Below are 23,566 nucleotides of genomic sequence, written 5' to 3'. Positions count from 1 at the left end.
TCGGCGGGTTTTCTTTTTTGGGTACAATGCCCCACAAAATATATAAGCATTGGAGACAAACCATGGGCGTTGCATTCGCAAAAACCCCCAAAGGCCAGGATGAAATATCGACCAAAGCGGGCGGCCTGACGCCGCGCCAGCGGCGGGTATTGATCATGATCGACGGCAAGCGCACGGTCGACGAACTGCGCAGCATGCTGCAGGCCGACGACTTACAGCACACACTTGGCCTGCTGGAAGAGGACGGCTATATCGAAGTCGCCAGCGACACTGGCAAAGCCGGCACCCCGCCCGCCCAGCTACCTTCGATCACCGCCTTCGGCGAACTGCCGGCAACACCCGACCCGATTCGCATGCAACACGCGCGCAATTTCATGATGAACACACTGAATGCCTTTGTCGGAGCACTCGGCACCAGTTCGTTGCTCGACAAGATCGAAAATGCGCAAGACCACGGCACCCTTCGTCACCTCTACGACGAGTGGTATCACGCCATCGTGATGTCGCGCGAAGGCAAGCGCGAGGCCGAGTCCCTGCGCACCAAGCTGCTGGCCGTTATCTAGGAACTGTGCGGCACGACTGAGGGCGAACCCGTTTCGCCCTCTCCGAATCGCAATTATTCGGTCGCCGCCTTCGGCTTGCGACTGCGCGGCTTGCGCGGCTTCGGCGCGTCGACGACTGGCGTAGCGGTAACCGCAGACGGAGCGACCACGACCTCCGGCGCCAGCGCCACAGACTCTTCCTTCTCCTTGCGCGGCTGGCGGGCGCCTCGGCGGCGGCCTTTCGCCGAGACTGCCTCTTCGCTCGAAGCAGCGGGAAGCACCGCTTCAGGAGCGGGAGCCTCGGGCGATACGACGGGTACCGCCTCGACGACCACGGTCTCGACGCCGCGCTCGACGGTTTCCTTGCGCGAGCGACGGCCACCGCGCCGGCGCGAGTTCTGCGGCGCGGCGCCTTGCGGCTCGGTAGCGGTTTCGGTTTTCGGCTCAGCCATCGGCTCGATGGTCGCCACCGCGCCGCTTGTCTCTTCCGGCTGGCTGGCCCGGCTTTGCACGCGGGTCACATAGGCACCCGACTTTTCGTCCCGCCCGAAGCCGATCAGCCCGCGATGGGCCGCCTCTTCGAGCAGGTTGCCGAAGCTGCGGAAGCCGAAATAGCTTTCGTTGAACCCCGGGTTGCGCCGCTTGATGACTTCCTTGAGCACCGAAGCCCAGATCCGCTCGGTATCGCCGCGGTCGGCAATGAGGTCGGCAAAGGTTGCAACGGCGAGTTCGATGGCCTTGGCCTTGCGCTCTTCGAGCTTCTCGTGCCGCTTGCTCTCCTCTTCCGGCGAGCGCCGGACGTTCTCGCGGTTTTCGCGGCGCGCTCCGCCACGATGGCCTTCGCGGTCGCGCACCAGGTCGTCGTAATAGATGAATTCATCGCAGTTGGCGATCAGCAGGTCCGAGCACGACTGCTTGACGCCGACCCCGATCACCCGCTTGGCATTTTCGCGCAGCTTGGAGACCAGCGGCGAGAAGTCGGAATCGCCGCTGATGATCACGAAGGTATCGACATGCGACTTGGTATAACAGAGGTCGAGCGCATCGACGACGAGGCGGATGTCGGCCGAGTTCTTGCCGGACTGGCGGACGTGCGGGATTTCGATGAGCTCGAAATTGGCTTCGTGCATCGCCGATTTGAAGGCCTTGTAGCGATCCCAGTCGCAATAGGCCTTCTTGACGACGATGCTGCCCTTGGCCAGCAGGCGTTCGAGCACCGGTTTGATGTCGAACTTTTCGTACTGGGCATCGCGCACGCCGAGGGCGACATTCTCGAAGTCACAAAAAAGCGCCATGCTGGCGGTGTCGGAGGGAGCGGCCATGAGTCTCAATCGGTAGTCAGGAATATGAAGTATACCTGCCCGTCGTAGCCCGAACCGACGATTTGTCCATCGCCATTTCCGGCACCAGTGCAAACCGCTGGCCGGTATCATGGCGAATCGCCGAACCACCAGCCCCCATGCCCAACTCGCCCCACTTCCCGCTCAGCCTTCACGACCAACTGCACGCCCGGCGCCGCCGCGTGCCGGTCACGCTGCTGCTGATCGCCGCCAATGTCGTGGTCTTTTTGCTAACACTCAATGCCGGTGCCGGCCTCTGGCACTCGAACGCCGGCGTCCAACTGGCGTGGGGCGCCAACTTCGGGCCGGCGACGCAAGACGGCCAGTGGTGGCGGCTGGGCAGCGCCCTGTTCCTGCATTTCGGCCTGTTCCACATCGCCATGAACCTCTGGGCGCTGTGGGATGCCGGCCAACTGGTCGAACGCATGTACGGCCACGGGCGCTTTATCGCGATCTATCTTGGCAGCGGCCTGGCCGGCAATCTTCTGTCGCTGGTCACGCAGGGCAACCAGGCGATCTCCGGCGGCGCCTCCGGGGCCATCTTCGGGATCTACGGCGCCCTGCTAATCTTTCTCTGGCTGGAGCGGAGCAGCCTCGAACCCCAGGAATTCCGCTGGCTGTTCCGGGCGGCCAGCGCCTTCACCGGCATCAGCATCACGCTCGGCCTGCTCGTCCCCGGCATCGACAACAGCGCCCACATCGGCGGCCTGATCGCCGGCCTCCTGCTCGGCATGCTGCTCGGCCGCCCCCTGCGCGATGCGGCGCCGTGGTCATGGCAGGGGCGATGCGCCGGCGGCCTGCTGCTCGCCGTCACCGTCGGCGGCCTGGTCATGCACATTCCAAAACCGAGCTACCGCTGGAGTGCAGAAGTCGCCGCCCACCAGGAGATTCGCGAATTCATCGATCGCGAAGCGCGCATCCAGGCCCGCTGGCAGCAGATCGTCGAGGACGAACGGCTGCATGCGGAGTCGCTCCAGGAACTGGCCAACCGCATCGAACGCGAGATCAGCGAACCTTACGCGGACAGCTTCGAGCAACTGTCGCAATTGAAGCTCGACCCGGCCGCCCCGTCGACAGCCCAGGTCGAGTCACTGCTCGGCTACAGCGAACAACGCCGCGACCACGCGCAGGCGCTGACCAACCAGTTGCGCGCGCGCAGCCTGTTCGGCCCGAAGCGCGCAGCCCCGAGCGGGCCGGCCTTCATTCCGCAGGGAAAACCCGCCATCCAGCCCCGCTGAAACGCCAGAGTCCGCTACAAGCTGGCAAGCGCCGATTTCCCGAGTGCGGCGGTCAACTTTAATTTGCGCCGCCTTTCGTTTTTTAGCGGACATCAAAGCCCCAGCAGAGCACTCGGAAATAACATCGCCTCGCCAAACAATTTCCGAAAGGGGGAAAACAATGAGCGGCGCGTTCACCAAATCGATGGCGCGGAACATTTTCTACGGGGGGACGGTTTTCTTCTTCCTGTTGTTCCTGGCGTTGTCATTCGACACCCACTCGCAACTTCCCAAACGCGACATGCGGCAGAACATCACGCCGCAGATCGCCGAGGGCAAGAAGCTGTGGGAAGTAAATAACTGTATCGGCTGCCACACCCTGATGGGTGAAGGTGCCTATTTCGCACCGGAACTGGCCAATGTCATCGTTCGCTACGGCGACGAGGGCGTCAAGGCCTTCATCCAGAGCCGTCCGAAAGAGGGCATCCCGGGTCGCCGCAGCATGCCGCAGTTCAACTTCACCGACGAGCAGCTGAATGCCATCGTGGCCTTCCTGAAGCACGTCAATTCGATCAACGATGCCAACTGGCCGCCCAACGACCAAGGCTGATCGAGAGGAGACACTGAACATGCAATTCAAATCGCAAGCGGTTGCCAAACCCTACTTCATCGCGGCTATCGGCCTGTTTGTCGGTCAGATCCTGTTCGGCCTGATTCTTGGCCTGCAGTATGTGATCGGCGACTTCCTGTTCCCGGCCATTCCCTTCAACGTGGCCCGCATGGTCCACACCAACCTGCTGATCGTGTGGCTGCTCTTCGGCTTCATGGGTGGCGCGTACTACATGATCCCGGAAGAATCCGAGACCGAGCTGTTCAGCCCGAAACTGGCGCTGATCCTCTTCTGGACCTTCCTGGTGGCCGGTGCCGCGACCATCGTCGGCTATCTGGCCGTGCCGTATGCCACCCTGGCTGAACTGACCGGCAACAACATCATCGAGACCATGGGCCGCGAGTTCCTCGAACAGCCGCTGCCGACCAAGCTCGGTATCGTCATCGTCGCGCTCGGCTTCCTGTTCAATCTGACCATGACCATGCTGAAGGGCAAGAAGACCGCCATTTCCATGGTGCTGATGATCGGTCTGTGGGGCTTGGCCGTCTTCTTCCTGTTCTCCTTCTACAACCCGGTGAACGTCGTTCTCGACAAGTTCTTCTGGTGGTGGACGGTGCACCTCTGGGTGGAAGGCGTGTGGGAACTGATCCTCGGTTCGTTCCTGGCCTTCGTGCTGATCAAGACGACCGGCGTCGACCGTGAAGTCATCGAAAAGTGGCTGTACGTGATCGTTACCCTGACGCTGATCACCGGCATCATCGGTACGGGTCACCACTACTACTGGATCGGCACGCCGGAATACTGGCAGTGGTGGGGTTCCATCTTCTCCGCCCTGGAACCGATCCCGTTCTTCGCCATGACCGTTTTTGCCTTCAACATGGTAAACCGTCGCCGCCGCGAGCATCCGAACAAGGCTGCCGTGTTGTGGGCACTGGGCACCGGTGTAATGGCTTTCCTCGGTGCCGGCGTGTGGGGCTTCCTGCACACCCTGGCTCCGGTGAATTACTACACGCACGGTACGCAGATCACCGCCGCTCACGGTCACATGGCTTTCTATGGCGCCTACGCCATGGTCGTGCTGATGATGATCTCCTACGCCATGCCCATCCTGCGCGGCCGTGCTGCCAACAGCAACAAGTCGCAAGTGATGGAAATGTGGGCCTTCTGGCTGATGACCATCGCCATGGTCTTCATCACGCTGTTCCTGACCGCCGCCGGCATCCTGCAGGTCTGGCTGCAACGCGCCTCCGACTCTCCGCTGCCCTTCATGGTGGCGCAGGACAAGATCGCGCTGTTCTACTGGGCACGTGAATTTACCGGCGTGTTCTTCCTGATCGGCCTGATCATTTACCTGATCAGCTTCTTCGTCGGCGGCAAGGACGAAAAGGCCGCTTAAGAGGATTCCTCCTAGCTGTACTTCAAGCGCGGGTCGTGAGACCCGCGCTTTTTTTCGCCCCTTTTTCCAACACGGGCTGCCCCCCTGCCGAGCAGACTTGCCCACACCAGCGCCGTCAACAAGCACCTGGATGTTAGTCGTTGGCGATGATCAATGCAGGACGCTTGGCGTAACCGATATTGTTCCGTGACGCGCAGCGGGCCTTGCATGCGCGAGGGATGGTCAGTGAAAGGTCGCTTACGGTCAGACCAGTGAATACAACTCAACGAGAGTGAACTGTCGGAAACTCTTACATGCCACGCAAAATTTTCTCAAACCCATTGGAATGAATCACCAAGGAAAAATCGCAAGCCATTGAAATAACGCACATACAATCCACCGATTCGATATTGGCACGTTAAGTGCTTGATACCTCGCAAATCCGGAGCGGTTGAAGTCCCGAGGGAAAGATCAACAGCACACTCCCTCATGTTTTTCGCTTTGGTTTCTACTTTTCATCAAAAGGGGGCAACAAAAATGAGTCTATTCAAGCGTTCAACAATCAATCTGGGGCTTACGTCCTTGCTATCACTGTCCGCGCTGGCCTTTTCCGGCACCGCATCGGCCCTCCCGGCCGGCTGGAGTTGTACCGGCACCTGCGGCGAACTTGGCGCCGATGGCGTGGTAACTGCATCGCCCGACGGTGGCAACTATCTCTATGTTGCAACCACTAATGCCCCCTCGCAGGCTGGCCTCGGCCTTGGCAGCGAAACCAACGGTACGGTGCTGCGCTCCGTCAATTTTGCCGCTACAGCGGGCACCTCCCTTCAGTACCACTTCAATTTCGTGACGACCGATGGCGCCGGTTTTGCCGACTATGCCTGGTCTCGCCTGTTCAATGCCGCTGACAACTCGTTGGTAGCCCTGTTGTTTACTGCCCGCACCACCCCGGGTGGCAACACCGTTCCCGGCTTTGGCATGCCTGCCATTGCCGCCACCATGGATCCCACCACTGTCACCGTGGTTCCCGGCGCCCCCACCTGGTCGCCAGTCGGTACAGGCTGCTGGGCCACCGGCTGTGGCTATACCGGTTGGGTGAAGTCGACCTATCAAATCCTGGCCGACGGCAATTACTATCTCGACTTCGGCGTCGTGAACTGGAGCGACACGGCATTCAATACCGGCCTTGCGATCGACGGCATCCTGGTTGGTGGCAACCCGATCGACCCCAACCAGGTTCCCGAGCCGGCCAGCCTGGCGCTACTGAGCCTTGGTCTGCTTGGCCTGGGCGCCCTGCGCCGCCGCAAGGCATCCTGACTGTTTTAGCGACAACAAGGCCGGGGTCTCAGATCGTGTAAAGGCGTTCTAAGGTTTCCGGCAAAAAGCGCCTCGCATCAGCGAGGCGTTTTTCTTTGTTGTGGCTGAAATAGTCAACTTCGCTTCTGCTTTTCGCCCCCGATTTTCTAGCGCAGGCTAACTGTCTTGCCCTTCCACTGCCGGTCAAAGCACCGGTAGAAGATCGACAGATAGCTCGGCCTGTCGGCCTGGCGGTCGGTTTCCAGGAGGCAACGAAAGGCTCGAAAATTACCGGGTATTTGGCCTTTTCGTCGGGCCAGGCAACCCGTGGCGGCACTGCAAACTTTGCTTTCCATTCTTATTGCAGATCAAGTTACCGACCGGCCGGCGTCGCTATCATCGACCGCATGACTACGCTTGCCGCCCCACTCGTTGCACCACCCATCGACAAACGCCTGCCCGGCGATCTCGCGATCTGGTTTTTCATCCTGGCCGAGATGCTGGCCTTTGCCGTGTTCTTCGCCTCCTACGCCTTCGCCCGCGCCCACGATGTCGAGCTGTTCAATACCTATCAGCAGACGCTGGACCGCAATGCCGGGGCGCTCAATACCCTGCTCCTGATCACCGGTTCGTGGTTCGTCGTGCTCGCCGTGCAGGCGGCGCATCGCGATGACCAGAAGGCCATCTCGCGCAACATTGCCCTCGGCTTTCTCTGTGGCGGCGGCTTCCTGGCCGTCAAGATCTTCGAATACGCGGAAAAGTTCGGGGCCGGCATTTCGTTGTCGACCAACACCTTCTACATGTTCTACATCTCGCTGACCTTCTTCCATTTCATGCACGTCATCCTCGGCATGGTGATCCTCGCTGTGCTCTGGGTGCAGTCGCGCAACGGCGCCTACGGCAGCCACAATGCGCACGGCCTGGAGAGCGGCGCGGCCTACTGGCACATGGTCGATCTGCTGTGGATCATCCTTTTCCCCCTCGTTTATGTGATGCGCTGATGAATGCCCTGAGCAACCCCGCCCACCGCGCCTGGCTGGTGCTGATCGCCGCCACTGCCGCCACCTGGTATCTTGGCGAAGTCGGCGCCGCCGGCACCTCGGCCATCGTCGCCATGCTGGTCATCGCCTTCGTCAAGGGCCGGCTGGTGATTCTCGATTTCATGGAACTGCGCAGCGCGCCGCTGATGTGGCGGCTGCTGCTCGAAGGCTGGCTGATCCTCGTCTCCGGCTTGATTCTGTTGGCTTACTGGATGTCTCTCAAATGAACGACCTGCCTTTCTACGAACCGTCCGGCAACGAAATATCGCTCTTCGAGCATGCCTTCCGCGAACGCCTGCCGCTGCTCATCAAGGGCCCGACCGGTTGCGGCAAGACGCGCTTTGTCTCGCACATGGCGGCGCGCCTCAAGCTGCCGCTCTATACCGTGGCCTGCCACGACGACCTGACCGCCGCCGACCTCGTCGGCCGCCACCTGATCTCCGACAAGGGCACCTACTGGTGCGACGGCCCGCTGACCCGCGCCGTGCGCGAAGGCGGTATCTGCTACCTCGACGAAGTGGTCGAGGCGCGCAAGGACACTACCGTCGTCCTCCACCCGCTGGCCGACGACCGTCGCATCCTGCCCATCGACCGCACCGGCGAGACCCTGGAAGCGCCGGCCAACTTCATGCTGGTCGTCTCCTACAACCCCGGCTACCAGAACCTGATGAAGGGCCTGAAGCCCTCGACCCGCCAGCGCTTCGTCTCGATGCGCTTCGACTTCCCTGGCGCCGAGCGCGAAATCTCCATCCTGATCGGCGAAACCGGCTGCGACGCCGATCTCGCCAAGCGCCTGGTCGGCATCGCCAAGGCCTTCCGCGCCCTCAAGGACCGCGACCTCGAGGAAGTCGCCAGCACCCGGCTGCTGGTCTATGCCGCAACGCTGATCAAGTCCGGCTTCGATGTCTCCGCCGCCTGCCGCGCCGCCTTGGTCGAAACGTTGACCGACGACGAGGAAACCGTCGAGGCGCTCATGGAAATCGTCAATGCCACTTTCGGCCGCTGATTCTGCCGACAAGCCGGCAGCCGATGGCCAACGCCTGGCCGTCCTCGCCGAAAGCCTGTTCCTGGCCAACCTGCTGGTGGCGCCGGGAATCGCCTTCGGCGTGCTGCTCTGGCTGTGGCAGAAGCACAAGGCGAGCGCCCCGCCGCTCGCCCGGCAACACCTCAAGCAGGCGACCTTCGTCAGCCTCTACGGCGGCATCCTGATCGTCTCGCTGAGCGCCCTTTTTCTCGCCATCGGCGGCCTGCACTGGGAATGGACCTGGGTCGTCGTCATCCTCTATTTCACCTGCATCCACTCGACGCTGGTGATGTTCGGCATGTTCGGCCTGGCCAAGGCCATGGCCGGCCAAATCTGGCGCTACCCGCTGATCGGCCCCTCGCTCCAATGACCAAACCCGCCCTGCAGCGCTACCGGGCGCTGACGCAGATCGGCTTCTTCGCTCTGTTCACGCTGACCCCGATCTTCGACCTCTTCCGCTACGACCTGGTCGAGAAGCACGCCTACTTCCTGACCCTGCCCTGGCATCTCGGCATCGACGAACTGATCGCCGGCACCGGCGATCCATCGGCGGCGGCGATCAATATCCTGCTCTACCTCTTCCTGCCGCTGCTCGGCGCCGCCCTGCTGGTCATCGGCATTGCCTGGAAATGGGGCAGGCTCTACTGCGGCTGGCTGTGCCCGCATTTCTCGGTGGTCGAAACCATCAACCGGCTGATGCTGCGCGCTACCGGCAAGCATTCGGTCTGGGACAGGAAGCAGACGCCACCCTGGGAACCGGACGGTAGCCCGGCCGTGCGCGACAAGCGCTACTGGCTGCTCGTCGTCCCCGCTGCCATCGCCTTTGCCTTCGCCTGGGCGGTGGTCGGCCTGACCTACCTGATGCCGCCGTTCCATGTGTACCACGGGCTATTCACCTTCTCGCTCTACCGCGGCGAAGTGATCTTTCTCAGCGCCGCGACCACGGTGCTCAGCCTGGAATTCCTCTTCGCCCGCCACCTGTTCTGCCGCTACGCCTGCGCCGTCGGCATCTTCCAGAGCTTCGCCTGGATCGGCAACAAGAAAGCGATGGTTGTCGGCTTCGAACGCGAACGCCTTACCGACTGCGCCACCTGCCTCGACGGCCACGGCTCGGCCTGCGACGCAGTCTGCCCGATGCGCCTCAAGCCGCGCAACGTCAAACGCTGGATGTTCGCCTGCACGCAGTGCGGGCAGTGCATTTCCGCCTGCGACACGGTCAACAAGAGCAACCCGAACGGACAACTGCTGCGCTGGGTTGCCAACGACGAAGCGCGGCGCAACGAAGCGCGTTTTTCGGTTCTATCAAATACCGATGAAGACGCGGGAGCCAAACTCTAGCCATGGAAGAATTCGTCGGAAAGCTCTGGCACAACTGGGTCACCAAGGCCGCCGCCGGCCATTACCCGGAGGCCGCCGTCAAGCTGCTCGAGGTCGAGAAGACGGCCGGCATCCTGTTCCGCGCGTTCGGCGGCGACCCCGGCCTGAAGGTCGCGGCCGCCACCGCGGCAACGCACGGCGCCCGGCGCAAATGGCTGGAACGGCTGGCCGGCAGCGGCGAAAAGGTTGCCCAGGCCCGGCGCGATGCCCAGACCCTGCGCCTGCCGCCGGAAATCGCGGCCTTCCCCGAGAAGGCGCTGAACCGCGACCTCTACCTGTGGCTGGCCGCGCTGGCCGCCAACGACGTAGCGCCGGAGTTACCGTGGTTCCTCCGCAACCAGCGCGCCAGCCGCGCCGCCCTCGCCCGCTACCCCGGACTACGGCCGCGCTACGAACGGCTAGTGAGCGCTCACCTGGCCGAGCGCATCGAGCCGGCCAAACTGCAACCGGACGAGGCGGCGCAGGAAGACGCAATCCGTCAGGCCTTGCGCGACCCGGCCACTGTTGCCAGCCTGCCGCCGCTCAACACGAAAAAATCCCGGCCGCCGCAACCCGTGCTGCTCTGGCTGATCGCTGCCGAGGAAAGCGTCGCCGGCTCGATCGCCGACCCCGGTGACAATCTACCGCCCGAAGGCAGCGGCAGCACCGAAGCCGAAAAGGAGGCGCACAAGGCCGAGCAGGTCGAGGCCCCGGACAACAAGGCGCCGGTGCTCGCCATGTTCCGCGCCGAAAGCCTGCCGACCTGGGCCGAGTACGTGCGGGTCAACCGCGCCTATGACGACGACGAAGACCCTAATGCCAAGAATGCGGCGCGTGACCTCGACCAGTTGTCGCTAACCCGCGATGCCGAAACCGCTGTCTCCCGCGTCAAGTTCGACCTCGACCTGCCCTCGGCGGCCGAGGACGACACACCGATCGGCCCCGGCCTAGCGCTACCCGAGTGGGATTACCGCAAGGGCCTGCTGCTGCCCCGGCATTGCCAGTTACGACCGATGATCGCTCGTGATGCTGGCCATGCCGAGCTGCCGGCGGCACTCGCCGCCACCGCCAAGAAGCTGCGCGGCCAGTTCGCCGCCCTCGCGCCGCAGCGCCACTGGCTGAAGGCCCAGCCCGACGGTTCGGAGCTCGATGTCGATGCCTGCGTCCGCAACCATGCCGACCGCGCCTCCGGGCACACCCCGGAAACCGGCGGCTACCTCGCCCAGGCCCGCTGCGAACGCGACCTGGCCTGCCTGCTGTTGGCCGACCTCTCGATGTCCACCGACGCCTGGATTTCCGACAGCCACCGCATCGTCGACGTGATCCGCGATTCCCTGCTGCTATTCTCCGAAGCCCTGAGCGCCACCGGCGACCGCTTCGGGATCTACGGCTTTTCCTCGCTGCGCCGCCAGAACATCCGCTTCCATCTGCTCAAGGACTTCAACGGCAAGTACGACGCCGCTGCCCGCGCCCGCATCCTGGCCATCAAGCCCGGCTTCTATACCCGGATGGGGGCGGCGATTCGCCAGTCGGCAAGCATTTTGTACGAGCAGTCGGCCGGGCGCCGCCTGTTGCTGATCATCACCGACGGCAAACCGAACGACCTCGACCTCTACGACTCGCGCTACGGCATCGAGGACACCCGAATGGCGGTTTACGAAGCCCGCCGCCTCGGCCTGATGCCCTTCTGCGTCACCATCGACCGCGAGGCCGGCAGCTACCTGCCCTACCTGTTCGGCCCGGCCGGCTTCTGCGTCATCCGCAAACCCGAGGAACTGCCACGCCGCCTGCCGCTGCTCTACGCCCAATTGACTAGGAATTAAGCCCAAGGATCTATTGCTCTCGAACTAGGTCGGTGCCACCATTCGCCGGTCACTTTTATACGGCATAGCCATGCAGGCAAATCACCCCATCAACATCGAGGCACTGCTTACCCACATTCCGCTGTTCAACGGCCTGGCTCCCGAAGAAATCAATCGCATGGCCCGCTCGACCCGCGAAATCCACGCCAGCAAGGGCGACATCCTGTTCCACAAGGGCGACCCCTGCAACGGTTTCCACCTGCTGGTCTACGGCCAGATCAAGCTGGCTTTCACCTCGGCCCAGGGCACGGAAAAGGTCGTCGAGATCATCGGCCAGGGCCAAAGTTTCGGCGAAGCGCTGATGTTCATGGAAAAGCCCTATATCGTCTTCGCCCAGGCGCTGACCGATTCTCTGCTGCTGCATGTCTCGAAGGCCGCCGTCTTCGACGAACTGGAACGCGATCACAAGTTCGGCCGCAAGATGCTGGCCGGCATGTCCATGCGCCTGCACCAGCTGATGAGCGACGTCGAATCCTATTCGCTGCACTCCGGCAAGGAACGCATCATCGGCTACCTGCTGCGCGAACTGTCGGAGGCCGACCAGGACGGCGTCAAAGTCTCGATCACGCTGCCGACCAACAAGGGCGTCATCGCCTCCCGCCTCAACCTGACCCAGGAACATTTCTCGCGCATCCTGCACGAACTGATCGAACTCGGGCTGATCGTCGTCGAAGGCCGCAAGATCCATATTCCGAGCGTCGCCAACCTGCGCAAGCACGAAGGCTGAAGCCTCCGCTTTACCGCGGCAGGATGAAAAAAGGGGCGATCAAGATCGCCCCTTTTTGCTGGCCGAACGCGGGAATCAGTCAGTCAGCAGCTTGCCCTTGGTCAGCAGGTCCTGAATGATCGCCTGATCGTTCAGGGTGTTGCCGGCGGTCAGGTCGACACCGCTCATTACGATCTGCTGGGTCACGCTGCCACTGGTGCCGGTTGGCTTGATGTCGATCACGGTATCGCTGCCCGACCTGGTGAAATGCAGGAAATCGGTGAGGTTGCCGGTTCCGCTCGCGTGGTTCTCGCCCTGCAGCAGATCGCGCAAGTCGAGCATGTCGCCACCGTCGGCTTTCGCCGCCACCGAGAAATCGCTGATCGTGTCGCGCGCTGGCGTTGCTGCCGTGCCCTGATCGGCCAGCGACCAGGCGAAGGTATCGGAGCCGATGCCGCCGCTCAGGCTGTCGTTGCCCGTACCACCGATCAGCAGATCGATGCCGCTGCCGCCGCTGAGGGTATCGTTCCCGGCATTGCCAACCAGCACATCGTTGCCTTCGTAACCGCGGATGGTTTCTCCCGTGCTATCGCCGACGAGGATGTTGTCGAGCCCCGTCCCGCTGAGGGTAGAGCTGTTCACCGTCGTAATCGAGACCGCCGCATCGTTGGTCTGCCCGCCGTCGGAAACCGTGTAGGAGAAGGCGCCGCTGCCGCCGCTGCTGGCACTGACCGCATCGACAACCTGGCTCGACGCATGCGATGTGGCGTTGCTCACCGCGCTCACCGTCAGCGTCGCAGCCTCGGCATCGCTGTCGTTCCAGGTCAGCCAAGCATCCTTGAGGGTAACTGTATTCGAGCTGACGCTGCCGCTGGCCACCACGACCCGGTCGTCGCGAGCGACGGGCGCCGTATCGTAATCCGGCAGGTTGATGGTCAGCGTGCCCACGGCAGTATCTCCATCGTGGTCGGTCAGTGTGTAGCCGAAGCTCTCCTGGAGGACCGTTCTGCTCGGCGTCCGGGTGTAAGTGTACTCCCCGGTATCCATGTCGACCACGAAGGGGCCGCCGGCTGCCGTCACGGCCAGCACATGGCTTGCCGCATCGAAGCTGTAGGCCGTCGTGCCGGCGCCGCCGACGGTCAGCGCGCTACCGTCGAAGCTGAAGGTGTTGTTGCCGTAGGTGAGTGCTGCCAGATAGCCGCCATCCGCCCCGAAGCCGCCAGAACCGCCCCCGTCGATCATGATCGCCCCGGTGACGCGACTCTCGATGGTGGACGCCAGCACCGAACTCAGGTCATTGAGGTCCGCCACCGACAAGGAATCGCGGCCCGTGCCATTGACCCCGTCGTACGCCACCGGGTCCATGTTGGCCGTGGTAACCCCCGTTCCCAGGCCGATGGCGTAGGCACTAACGTGGTTGCTGCTCAGGAAGTTGGTCCAGATCGTCTCTTCCACCCCCTGAATGCCGTTGTCGCTGCTGCCTGCATTGGTGTTGGTGAGCGCCGTGTTGTTGCCGTCGCCGCGATTCGGCTCACCATCGGAGAGGAAGTACAGGACATTCTGGACATTGGCGCCGCTCAGCTTGCCGGCACCGCCGTAAGCCGTCATGGCGGCGGCCAGGGCGGCATCATAGTTGGTGTACATCGTGCCGCTGGAACTGAACGACTGGGCGGCAGTGACGAATTGCAGGGCGTTGGCCGCCGTCATCCAGGTCCCGCTGGTGCCCGACGAGCCGAAGACCGTGACATTGACCATCACCTCGCCCATGCCATCGTAGGTATCGATCAGTTCCTTGATCGCTTCCTTGGTGACAGCGAGACGCGTGGCGTTGGTCAGCCCGCTGGGATCGTCCATCGAGCCCGAGAGGTCGAGCACGATCGCCAGATTGGTGTTGGTCGCCGTGCCGCCGACCGCCACCGCGGAGGACGTGGCGAGCGGCGAATCGTCTTCGACGGTGAGCGCGATCGCCCCCGAGGCGCTCATCGCGCCATCGCTAGCAGTGACACCGACGTTGAAGCTCAGGCTGTCCTCGCTACCGGCGACGCCATGGTCGAGCACCTGCGACAAGGTGACCTGGTAATTTCCACTGTTATCTATCGTCACGCGGGCGACTTCGATGCCACCGGCCGAGCCGATGAGCATCTGGCTATCGGCACCACTCCATGTGATTGCCACACCGCCGGCGCTCAACGCCGCCGTCGGCGCCTGCAGGCTGACCGTCACCGGGCTGTCGGAATCGGCAATGCCGATCGTTCCCGAACGGATCGCCAGATTGGTGCTGTCGCCCGGACTGCCCGCCGTATCGGCTATACCACCGGCCACGCCCTCTTCCGAAACGCTGATTGCCGCCGAGCCGACAGTCGGCGCGTCATTGTCCGAGGTCACCGTGATGCTCAAGGTCGAGGTATCGCCGTTCGAGCCATCGGACAGCGTGTAGGTTGCGACCGGCACGGCACCAGCGTAGTTGGCGGCCGGGGTGAAGCTGTAGCTGCCGTCGGCGTTGATCTGCAGTGTGCCGACCCCGGCAATGCTCGCCGCCTGGCCAGCCACGAAGCTGCCGGCGATGCCGGCCACCGTGAAGCCAGTCACCGTCACCGGGCCGTCGGCGCTGCTCGTTCCGCTCAGCACGCTGCCGGTCAGCGTCGTGTCTTCGGCGATGTTGACGGTTTCGTTGGCATCGTCAAAGGCGTCGACCACGGGGATCACTGTAATCGCCAGCGTCGAGGTATCGCCGCTCGAGCCATCGCTCAGCGTGTAGGTAACGACCGGCACCGCACCGTTGTAGTTGGCGGCCGGCGTGAAGCTGTAGCCGCCATCGGCATTGATCTGCAGCGTGCCGACGCCGACGATGCTCGCCGCCTGGCCAGCCGTGAAACTGCCGGCGACGCCGGCCACCGTGAAACCGCTGACCGTCACCAGGCCATCAACGCTACTCGTACCACTCAAGACAGAGCCGGTCAGCATCGTGTCTTCGGCGATGTTGACCGTTTCGTCGGCATCGCTAAAGGCATCGTTCACCGGGGTTACGGTAACCGCCAGCGTCGAGGTGTCGCCGCTCGACCCATCGCTCAGCGTGTAGGTTGCGATCGGCACCGCACCGTTGTAGTTGGCGGCCGGGGTGAAGCTGTAGCCACCATCGGCATTGATCTGCAAGGTGCCGACACCGGCGATGCTCGCCGCCTGGCCGGCCGTGAAGCTGCCGGCGACACCCGCCACCGTGAAGCTGCTCACCGTGACCGGACCATCGACGCTCGTCGTGCCGGTCAGCACGCTGCCGGTCAGGGTCGTATCTTCGGCGACGCTGATGGTTTCGTTGGCGTCGGCAAAGGCATCATCCACCGGCGTGACGGTGATATCGAGCGTGCTGGCGCCACCGGTGTTGGTCGTGTAACTCACCGTCGGCACCGTGCCGTTCCAGTTGGCGACCGGCGTGAAAGTGTAGCTGCCGTTGGTAGCCATGGTCAGCGTGCCGACGCCGGTCAGGGTAGCGACCGCTCCCACCGCATAGGCCGTACCGCCCACGCTGAAACTCACCACGCTCAGGGCGTTGTCGACGTCGCTGTCATTGGTCAGCACGTTGCCGGTCGCCGGATGGTCCTCGGCAACCGTCCTGCTGTCCGCCACGAGAACGCTCGGATCATCGACCGGCGTAACGGTCTCGCTGAGCAGTACCGTGCTTTGCGAATAATGGGTCGTGCCGCCCGTCGCGCCGACCAGATTGACGACATCGCCACTCGTGATGCTGACGCCGCTTTCAATCAGGTTGGCCCGCAACTGGGTCGCGTCGCCGTTGTAATTGGCGGCCGGCACGAAGCGCAGAAGATCCGTCCCCTGCAGGGTGACGGCCGAAGCCAGGGTCGCATCGCCCAGGGCGATCCAGGAGGCCCCGCCGTCGGTCGAGTATTGCCACGTGCCGATCGCCGGAATGGCGTTGTATTGACTGATGGCGATGCCGGCAAAGGTATTCGCGCTGGAACCGCCAGCCACCTGGTCGGTATTGTCATGGAAATTGCCGGCCCCGCCGAACAACGCGGCCACGGTGGCCCCCGGCGGATTCGTCGAGTCTTCGGCAATCGGCGCCAGCGCCGCCGCGCCAAAGGCGATCGGCGCATCGTTAACCGCCGTCACCTGGACGTCGATGGTATCGGTGGCGCTGGAAAATGCCGTATTGCCGCCGTTGCTGACAGTATTGACCCAGGTCCCGGGCGTACCGCTGCTCTGGTCCCAAGCCCGTACGGTCAACGCCGCCGTCGCCGTGCCGTTGAAATTGGCGTCGGGCTGGAAGTAGAGGCGCGTATTGGCATCGTTGGCCAACAGCAGCGAGCTCGACGGGCTGGCCGCCACGAGGTGCCAGCTCGCGCCGTTATCGGTCGTGAAGTACCACGAACCATGCGTCAGGTTGCTACCGACGATGGCGATCCCCTGCAGCGCGCCGCCGTCGGCATCGCTGATGCCGCCGATTAAGCTGGAGACGGGAGAGCCAACGGCCCCGAACGGGTTGCCTGCATCCTCGGCGACGCTCATCACGAGCGGCGTGTTGCTCAGCAGGGGGCATCGTTGACCGACGTGACCGGGCCCAGCGCCAGGGTCGCGCTGTCAGTCCCGCCCAGGCCGTCGGTGATGCTGTAGGTGGCGATCGGCAGCGGGCCGTTGTAGTTGGCGGCCGGGGCGAAGCTGTAGCTGCCATCGACATTGATCTGCAGCGTGCCGACGCCGGCGATGCTCGCCGCCTGGCCGGCCGCGAAGCTGCCGGCGACGCCGGCCACCGTGAAGCCGGTGACGCTCAGCGGATTGCCGTTCGGGTCACTGTCATTGACCAGCACGTTGCCGCTGACCGGGGTGTCTTCGGTGACGCCCACCGGGCCGTCGTCGCGGGCGTCGGGCGCCGCGTTGTTGCCCATGCTCAGGCTCAGCGTCGCGCTGTCGGTGCCGCCCTGGCCGTCGCTGACGGCATAGGTGGCAACCGGGATGGCCCCGGCGTAGTTGGCGGCCGGCGTGAAGGTGTAGCTGCCGTCGCCGTTGATCTGCAGCGCCCCGACCCCGGCGATGCTTGCCGTCTGGCCGGCCGTAAAGCTGCCGGCCACGCCTGCCACGCTGAAACCGGTGACGCTCAGCGGGTTGCCGTCGAGGTCGCTGTCGTTGGCCAGCACGTTGCCGCTGGTAGCGGTATTGATCGGCACACTGTTGCTGTCGTCGACGGCAAGCGGATTGTCATTGACCGGGGTCACCGTGATGCTCAAGGTCGACATGTTGCCGCTCGAGCCGTCGCTCAGCGTGTAGGTGGCGACTGGCACGGCGCCGTTGTAGTTGGCGGCCGGGGCGAAGCTGTAGCTGCCGTCGGCATTGATCTGAAGCGCTCCGACGCCGGCGATAGTCGCCGTCTGGCCGGCCGTGAAGCTTCCGGAGATGCCGGCCACCGTGAAGCCGCTGACCGTGACCGGGCCATCGACACTCGTCGTACCGGCAAGGACCGTACCATTCAGCGTCGTGTCTTCGGCGATGCTGACGGATTCGTCGGCATCCGTGAAGGCGTCGCCCACCGGCGTTACTGCGATGCTCAAGGTCGAGGTGTCGCCACTCGATCCGTCGCTCAGGGTGTAGGTGGCGACCGGCACTGCACCGTTGTAGTTGGCAGCCGGGGTGAAGGTGTAGCTACCATCTGCGGCAATGGTCAGCGTGCCAATGCCGGCGCTGGTCGCCGTCTGACCAGCGGTGAAGCTGCCGGGGATGCCGGCCACCGTGAAGCCACTGACCGTGACCGGGCCATCGACACTCGTCGTGCCATTCAAGACAGTACCGGTCAGCGCCGTGTCTTCGGCGACGCTGACCGCTTCGTCAGCATCCGTGAAAGCATCATCCATCGGGGTAACGGTAATCGCCAGCGTCGAGGTATCGCTGCTCGACCCATCGCTCAGTGTGTAGCTAGCGACCGGAACGGCGCCGACGTAGTTGGCAGCAGGTGTGAAGCTGTAACCACCGTCAGCCGCGATGATCAGCGTGCCGACGCCGGCGATGCTAGCCGTCTGGCCGGCAGTGAAGCCGCTGGCGATGCTGGCCACTGTGAAGCCACTGACCGTGACCGGGCCATCGACGCTGCTCGTACCCGTCAGCACGCTGCCGGTCAGCGTCGTGTCTTCGGCGACGCTGACCGTTTCGTTGACGTCGCCGAAGGTGTCGTCGACTGGCGTCACCGTGATACTCAGCATCGAGGTATCGCCGCTCGAGCCATCGCTCAGCGTGTAGGTGGCGACCGGCACCGCACCGTTGTAATTAGCGACCGGGGTAAAGCTGTAGCTGCCATCGGCATTGATCTGCAGCATGCCGACCCCGGCAATGCTCGCCGTCTGGCCGGCCGTGAAACTGCCGGCAACGCCGGCCACCGTGAAGTCGCTGACTGTCACCAGGCCGTCGACGCTCGTCGTGCCGGTCAGCACGCTGCCGGTCAGCGTCGTGTCTTCGGCGACGCTGACCTTTTCGTCGGCGTCGGCAAAGGCGTCGTCCACCGACGTCACCGTGATAGCGAGCGTACTGCTACTGCCCGTATTGGTCGTGTAGCTCACCGTCGGCACCGTACCGTGCCAGTTGGCAGCCGGCGCGAAGCTGTAGTCGCCGTTAGCGCCCAGAGCGATCGCGCCGATGCCGGCGACGGTCGCAGTCTGGCCGGCGTTGAAACTGCCGGCCACGCCACTGACGGCAAAGCTCGCTACCGCGAGACTGTTGTCGATATCGCCGTCGTTGGTCAGCACATTGCCCGACAGCGCCGTGTCTTCCGGCGTGGTGCCGGTATCGGCGACCAGCGTGCTGGGGTCGTCGACCGCGGCGATGTTGAGATTGACCAGCGCCGTGTCGCTGCCGCCGCGACCGTCGGCAATCGTGTATTGGAAGCTGACCGGGCCGTTCACGTTGGCGTTTGGCGTGAAGGTCAAAGTGCCGTCCGCGTTCAGGCTGACCACGCCTTGGCTCAGGGTCACCGGGATGGCCAGGTCGAGCGGCTGGCCGTCGATCGCGGTGATGGTCAGCGGGTCGCCGTCCGGATCGCTGTCGTTCGAGCGCGGATCGAAATTCACCGGGCTGTCTTCGCTGCCATTGACCACGTTGTCGAGGGCGACCGGCGGATCGTTGACGTCGTCGATCACCAGATGCACGTTGGCGGTATCGCTCGTCGTGCCGTCGGTGATCGTGTAGCTGAAGTCGGCTGGCCCGTTGTAGCCCGCCGCCGGGGTGAAGGTGATCGTGCCGTCGGCGTTCAGGGTCGCCGTACCGTTGGTCACCGCCACGCTGTCGCCGGCCGTGACCGGCTGGCCGGCAATCGCCGAGACGTGCAGCGCTTCGCCGTCGACATCGCTGTCGTTGCCGAGCACGACGATGGTCACTGGAGTGTCTTCCGGCGTCGTCCGGGCGTCGTCGATCGCCAGCGGACCGTCGTTGGCGCCGCTTACCGTCAGGCTCAGCGTGGTCGTGCTACTCAGTCCGCCGGGATCGGAGACGGTGTAGGTGAAGATGTCGGTCCGGCTTTCGCCGTCGTCCAGGGCCTGGGCGGCCGCATTCGAGACATAGGTGTAGCTGCCGTCGGCATGCAGGGTCAGGCTGCCCCAGGCCCCGACCAGCGGACTGCCGACCGTACCGGTGCTGGCGCCGAAGGCGATACCGCTGACCGACAGGCTGTCGCCATCGAGGTCGCTGTCATTCTGGATGACGCCGTTGGCGGCACTGACCACCAACGTAGCATCTTCGCCCGTGCTTCCGGCATCCGGATTGGCGAGCGGGGCGTCGTTGCTGCCGCCGACATTGACGGTGACCGTGGCGGTATCGAAGCCGCCCTGGCCATCGCTGATCGTGTAGGTGAAGGAATCGGCGCCGTTGAAGTTGGCGTTCGGGGTATAGACCAGGTTGCCCTGGGCGTTCTGCGTCAAGGTGCCGTTGGCCGGGTTGGTGAAGGCGGTCACCGTCAGCGGGTCGGCATCGGCATCGCTGTCGTTGGCCCGGACCAGGATGGTCACCGGCGTGTCTTCCGCGGTCGTAACGCTGTCGTTGCCCGCCAGCGGCGCATCATTGACTGCCGTAACTGTGACATTGACATCACCGCTGACCGGCGTCCGGCCATCGCTTGCGGTATAGGTGAAGGTCGCCGAGCCGTGGTAGTTGCTGACCGGGGTGAAGGTGATCGTGCCATCGGCGTTCAGCGTCGCCGTGCCATTGGCGACCGCGACCGTGTCGCCGGCGGCCACCGGCTGGCCATCGATGGCGGTGATCGTCAGGGCATCGCCATCGGCATCCCTGTCGTTGTCCAGCACGCGGATGATCACCGGCGTGTCTTCGGGCGTGCTCGCGCCATCGTCGGAAACCGACGGCGTGTCGTCGAGCGGAGTCACCGTGAGGTCGAGCGTGCTGGTGCTGCCGGTGTTGGTCGTGTAGCTCGCCGTTGGCACTGTGCCGTTCCAGTTGGCGAGCGGGGTGAAGCTGTAGTCGCCGTTGGCGGCGATGGTCAGCGTGCCGATGCCGGCGATGCTCGCCGTCTGCCCGGCGCTGAAGTTGCCCGCGACGCCGGCCAGCGTGAAGCCGGCGACGCTCAGGGCATTGTCCACATCCCCGTCGTTGGCCAGCACGTTGCCGGTCGCCACGGTGTCTTCCGCCACTGTCTGGCTGTCCAGCGCCAGGAGGCTGGCATCGTCGACCGGCGTCACGCCGATGAAGACCGTCGAGGTCGTGCTACCGCCATGGCCGTCGGCAATGCTCACGGTGAAGCTGTCGCTGCCGTTGTAGTTCGCGCCCGGGGTGTAGGTCCAGGTACCGTCGGCATTGACCGTCACCGTGCCGTTGGTCGGATCGCTGCTCTTGGCGTAGGTCAGCGCATCGCCGTCGGCGTCGGTACCCACGACCTGGCCGGAAACCGGCGTGTCTTCCGGCGTCGTCACGTTGTAATTGCCGGTCGCCGGATCAAAAGCCGGGTTGCCCGGGTCAGCCGGGGTTGGCCCATCATTGACCGGCGTCACGCCGACGAAAACCGTCGAAGTGGCGCTACCGCCGTGGCCGTCCGCGATGCTCACGGTGAAGCTGTCGCTGCCGTTGTAGTTCGGACCCGGGGTGTAGGTCCAGGTGCCGTCGGCATTGACCGAGACCGTGCCGTTGGCCGGATCGCTGCCCTTGGCATAGGTCAGCAGATCGCCGTCGGCGTCGGCGCCCACGACCTGCCCGGAAACCGGCGTGTCTTCGGGCGTCGTCACGTTGTAATTGCCGGTCGTCGGATCGAAGGCCGGGTTGCCCGGGTCGGCCGGGGTCGGCCCATCATTGACCGGCGTCACGCCGACGAAAACCGTCGAAGTGGCGCTACCGCCGTGGCCGTCCGCGATGCTCACGGTGAAGCTGTCGCTGCCGTTGTAGTTCGCGCCAGGGGTGTAGGTCCAGGTACCATCGGCATTGATCATCACCGTGCCGTTGGCCGGATCGCTGCCCTTGGCATAGGTCAGCGGATCGCCGTCGGAGTCGGTGCCCAAGACCTGGCCGGAAACCGGCGTGTCTTCCGGCGTCGTCACGTTGTAATTGCCGGTTGCCGGATCAAAAGCCGGGTTGCCCGGATCGGCCGGGGTTGGCCCATCATTGACCGGCGTCACGCCGACGAAAACCGTCGAGGTTGCACTGCCGCCATGGCCGTCGGCAATCGTCACCATGAAACTGTCGTTGCCGTTGTAGTTCGGACCCGGGGTGTAGGTCCAGGTGCCGTCGACATTGACCGTCACCGTGCCGTTGGCCGGATCGCTGCACTTGGCATAGGTCAGCGGATCGCCGTCGGCGTCGGTGCCCACGACCTGGCCGGAAACTGGCGTGTCTTCCAAGGTCGTCACGCTGTAATTGCCCGCCGCCGGATCGAAGGCCGGGTTGCCCGGGTCGGCCGGCGTCGGGGCATCGTTGACCGGCGTCACGCTCAGGTCGAGCGTGCTTGTGCTGCCCGTGTTGGTGGTATAGGTCGCAGTCGGCAGCGTGCCGTTCCAGTCGACGAGCGGGGTGAAGCTGTAATCGCCGTTGGTGGCGATGGTCAGGGTGCCGATGCCGGCGATGGTCGCCGTCTGGCCGGCATTGAAGCTGCCCGCGACGCCGACCACCGTGAAGCCGGTGACGTCCAAGGCGTTGTCCAGGTCACTGTCGTTGGCCAGCACGTTGCCGGTGGCCACTGTGTCTTCCGCCACGGTCTGGCTGTCCGGAGCGAGGAGGCTGGTGTCGTCGATCGGTGCCACGGTCAGGGTGATGTGGTTGGGTGTCGTCGCGAAGGCGCCGCTGCTGTCCTGGACGCTGAAGTCGAAACCGGCATAGGGCGCGCCGCTGGCATTTGCCCCCGGGGTGTAGACCAGTTGCGCGAGGTCGGCGGCCGCGATGATCTGGCCAACCATCGCCGGCACGCCATTGAAGGTCAGGTTGCCGGCCGCCGGCAAGCTGTCGATGCGTACGGCCTGGAGGGTCTGGCCGGCATCGGCATCGGCGAAACCGAAATCGCCGGCCGCGAAAGTCCGTGCCGTGTCTTCGTTGAGGGTATAGCCAGCATCGCTGCCGGTCGGCGGCGTGCCAGCCCCGGCATTCGCGGTAGGCGCATTGGCATCGCCCAGCTCAGAAACCGGCGAAGCCGGATTCTCGATGATTTCCGGGGTTCCGATCCGCGCCGCAGGGAACTGATAGGACAAAGAATCGACGCTCTCGACGACACGCAGGAACTCGACGAAGCTGTGACCCTCATTGCCGGGACCGGCAACGCCGGCAGCCGGATCTTCAAGCAGCGCGTCGAGATCGCCCCCGGTCGCCAGGGCCTTGGCGATTCTTTCGAATTCGTCCGGGTTGTTGACCACCGCGCTATCACTGGCATCCGGTTTCACCAGCGCCGCGACTTCGGCATCCAGCCTGGCCGTTTCACCAGGCAGGACAGTCATTTCACGACCATCGGCGAGCAGCAGAACAACTTGTGCCCCGTCTCCCGCCACCACCGTTTCGCCCTCGCGAATCGCATCCCCGGCCTTCAGGCGGCGCAGCTTGCCAGCGTTGTCGCGGGCATAGGCTTCACCGGAAAGGGACGAGACTTTGGCGATGACTTGAGCTTGGGCCACGGGAATACTCCAGACACGATTAGCAAGCTTGCCAGTGTAGGGAGATCGAGCAGGCCCTTCTATTGCACCAAAGTACCAGTGGTGGCGGATAGCGTGAAAAAACTCACG

Annotated in this window: 15 protein-coding genes; 12 read left to right on the top strand and 3 right to left on the bottom strand. The window is 63.9% G+C overall.

Features of this window, described 5'->3' with window-relative positions; genetic code table 11:
- Nucleotides 1–62: 62 nt before the first annotated feature.
- Nucleotides 63–563, top strand: coding sequence for a hypothetical protein (locus NQE15_RS07215; protein WP_265947930.1), 501 nt, complete (start codon nucleotides 63–65; stop codon nucleotides 561–563).
- 53 nt (nucleotides 564–616) lie between these two features.
- Here NQE15_RS07215 and NQE15_RS07210 read toward each other — a convergent pair whose 3' ends face one another.
- Nucleotides 617–1,864, bottom strand: a complete 1,248-nt coding sequence (locus NQE15_RS07210; protein WP_265947928.1) for an NYN domain-containing protein — start codon at nucleotides 1,862–1,864, stop codon at nucleotides 617–619.
- Between the two features lie 137 nt (nucleotides 1,865–2,001).
- Here NQE15_RS07210 and NQE15_RS07205 point away from each other — a divergent pair, with 137 nt between their 5' ends.
- The 11 genes from NQE15_RS07205 to NQE15_RS07155 all read left to right on the top strand — a co-directional run bounded on the left by NQE15_RS07205 (nucleotide 2,002) and on the right by NQE15_RS07155 (nucleotide 12,389).
- Entirely contained in the window at nucleotides 2,002–3,120 is a 1,119-nt protein-coding gene (locus NQE15_RS07205) for a rhomboid family intramembrane serine protease (protein ID WP_265947926.1), read from the top strand.
- A 160-nt stretch (nucleotides 3,121–3,280) separates the two neighbouring features.
- On the top strand, nucleotides 3,281–3,709 hold the full coding sequence (locus NQE15_RS07200) for a c-type cytochrome (RefSeq protein WP_265947924.1): 429 nt from the start codon (nucleotides 3,281–3,283) through the stop codon (nucleotides 3,707–3,709).
- Between the two features lie 19 nt (nucleotides 3,710–3,728).
- Nucleotides 3,729–5,105 carry a cbb3-type cytochrome c oxidase subunit I gene (locus NQE15_RS07195; protein ID WP_265947922.1) on the top strand — a complete coding sequence of 459 codons (1,377 nt, stop codon included), beginning with the start codon at nucleotides 3,729–3,731 and terminating at the stop codon, nucleotides 5,103–5,105.
- Between the two features lie 561 nt (nucleotides 5,106–5,666).
- On the top strand, nucleotides 5,667–6,401 hold the full coding sequence (locus tag NQE15_RS07190; RefSeq protein ID WP_265947920.1) for an NF038132 family protein: 735 nt from the start codon (nucleotides 5,667–5,669) through the stop codon (nucleotides 6,399–6,401).
- 386 nt (nucleotides 6,402–6,787) lie between these two features.
- A complete protein-coding gene (locus NQE15_RS07185; RefSeq protein WP_265947918.1) occupies nucleotides 6,788–7,381 on the top strand; it encodes a cytochrome c oxidase subunit 3 family protein in 594 nt (197 codons plus the stop codon).
- Nucleotides 7,381–7,647, top strand: a complete 267-nt coding sequence (locus tag NQE15_RS07180) for a cytochrome C oxidase subunit IV family protein (protein WP_265947917.1) — start codon at nucleotides 7,381–7,383, stop codon at nucleotides 7,645–7,647. Before NQE15_RS07185 ends, NQE15_RS07180 begins: the two co-directional genes overlap by 1 nt.
- A complete protein-coding gene (locus NQE15_RS07175; protein WP_265947915.1) occupies nucleotides 7,644–8,426 on the top strand; it encodes a CbbQ/NirQ/NorQ/GpvN family protein in 783 nt (260 codons plus the stop codon). Before NQE15_RS07180 ends, NQE15_RS07175 begins: the two co-directional genes overlap by 4 nt.
- Complete coding sequence (locus tag NQE15_RS07170) at nucleotides 8,407–8,814, top strand: hypothetical protein (protein WP_265947913.1); 408 nt, start codon at nucleotides 8,407–8,409, stop codon at nucleotides 8,812–8,814. The genes NQE15_RS07175 and NQE15_RS07170 overlap by 20 nt, the downstream gene beginning before the upstream one ends.
- Complete coding sequence (locus tag NQE15_RS07165) at nucleotides 8,811–9,782, top strand: 4Fe-4S binding protein (RefSeq protein ID WP_265947911.1); 972 nt, start codon at nucleotides 8,811–8,813, stop codon at nucleotides 9,780–9,782. The genes NQE15_RS07170 and NQE15_RS07165 overlap by 4 nt, the downstream gene beginning before the upstream one ends.
- A 2-nt stretch (nucleotides 9,783–9,784) precedes the next feature.
- Nucleotides 9,785–11,623: a nitric oxide reductase activation protein NorD gene (locus NQE15_RS07160; RefSeq protein ID WP_265947908.1), complete on the top strand. Its 1,839-nt coding sequence runs from the start codon at nucleotides 9,785–9,787 to the stop codon at nucleotides 11,621–11,623.
- 70 nt (nucleotides 11,624–11,693) lie between these two features.
- Nucleotides 11,694–12,389, top strand: coding sequence for a Crp/Fnr family transcriptional regulator (locus NQE15_RS07155; RefSeq protein WP_265947906.1), 696 nt, complete (start codon nucleotides 11,694–11,696; stop codon nucleotides 12,387–12,389).
- 75 nt (nucleotides 12,390–12,464) lie between these two features.
- On the opposite strand, the gene NQE15_RS07150 is transcribed toward NQE15_RS07155, so the two are convergent.
- On the bottom strand, nucleotides 12,465–16,892 hold the full coding sequence (locus NQE15_RS07150; RefSeq protein WP_265947903.1) for a beta strand repeat-containing protein: 4,428 nt from the start codon (nucleotides 16,890–16,892) through the stop codon (nucleotides 12,465–12,467).
- Between the two features lie 17 nt (nucleotides 16,893–16,909).
- Nucleotides 16,910–23,458 carry a retention module-containing protein gene (locus NQE15_RS07145; protein WP_265947901.1) on the bottom strand — a complete coding sequence of 2,183 codons (6,549 nt, stop codon included), beginning with the start codon at nucleotides 23,456–23,458 and terminating at the stop codon, nucleotides 16,910–16,912.
- Nucleotides 23,459–23,566: the final 108 nt, after the last annotated feature.

The sequence above is a fragment of the Dechloromonas sp. A34 genome (assembly GCF_026261605.1).
Lineage (GTDB): Bacteria > Pseudomonadota > Gammaproteobacteria > Burkholderiales > Rhodocyclaceae > Azonexus.
Note: the sequence above shows the minus strand (reverse complement) of the source record. Positions and strands in the feature narration are given on the sequence as shown.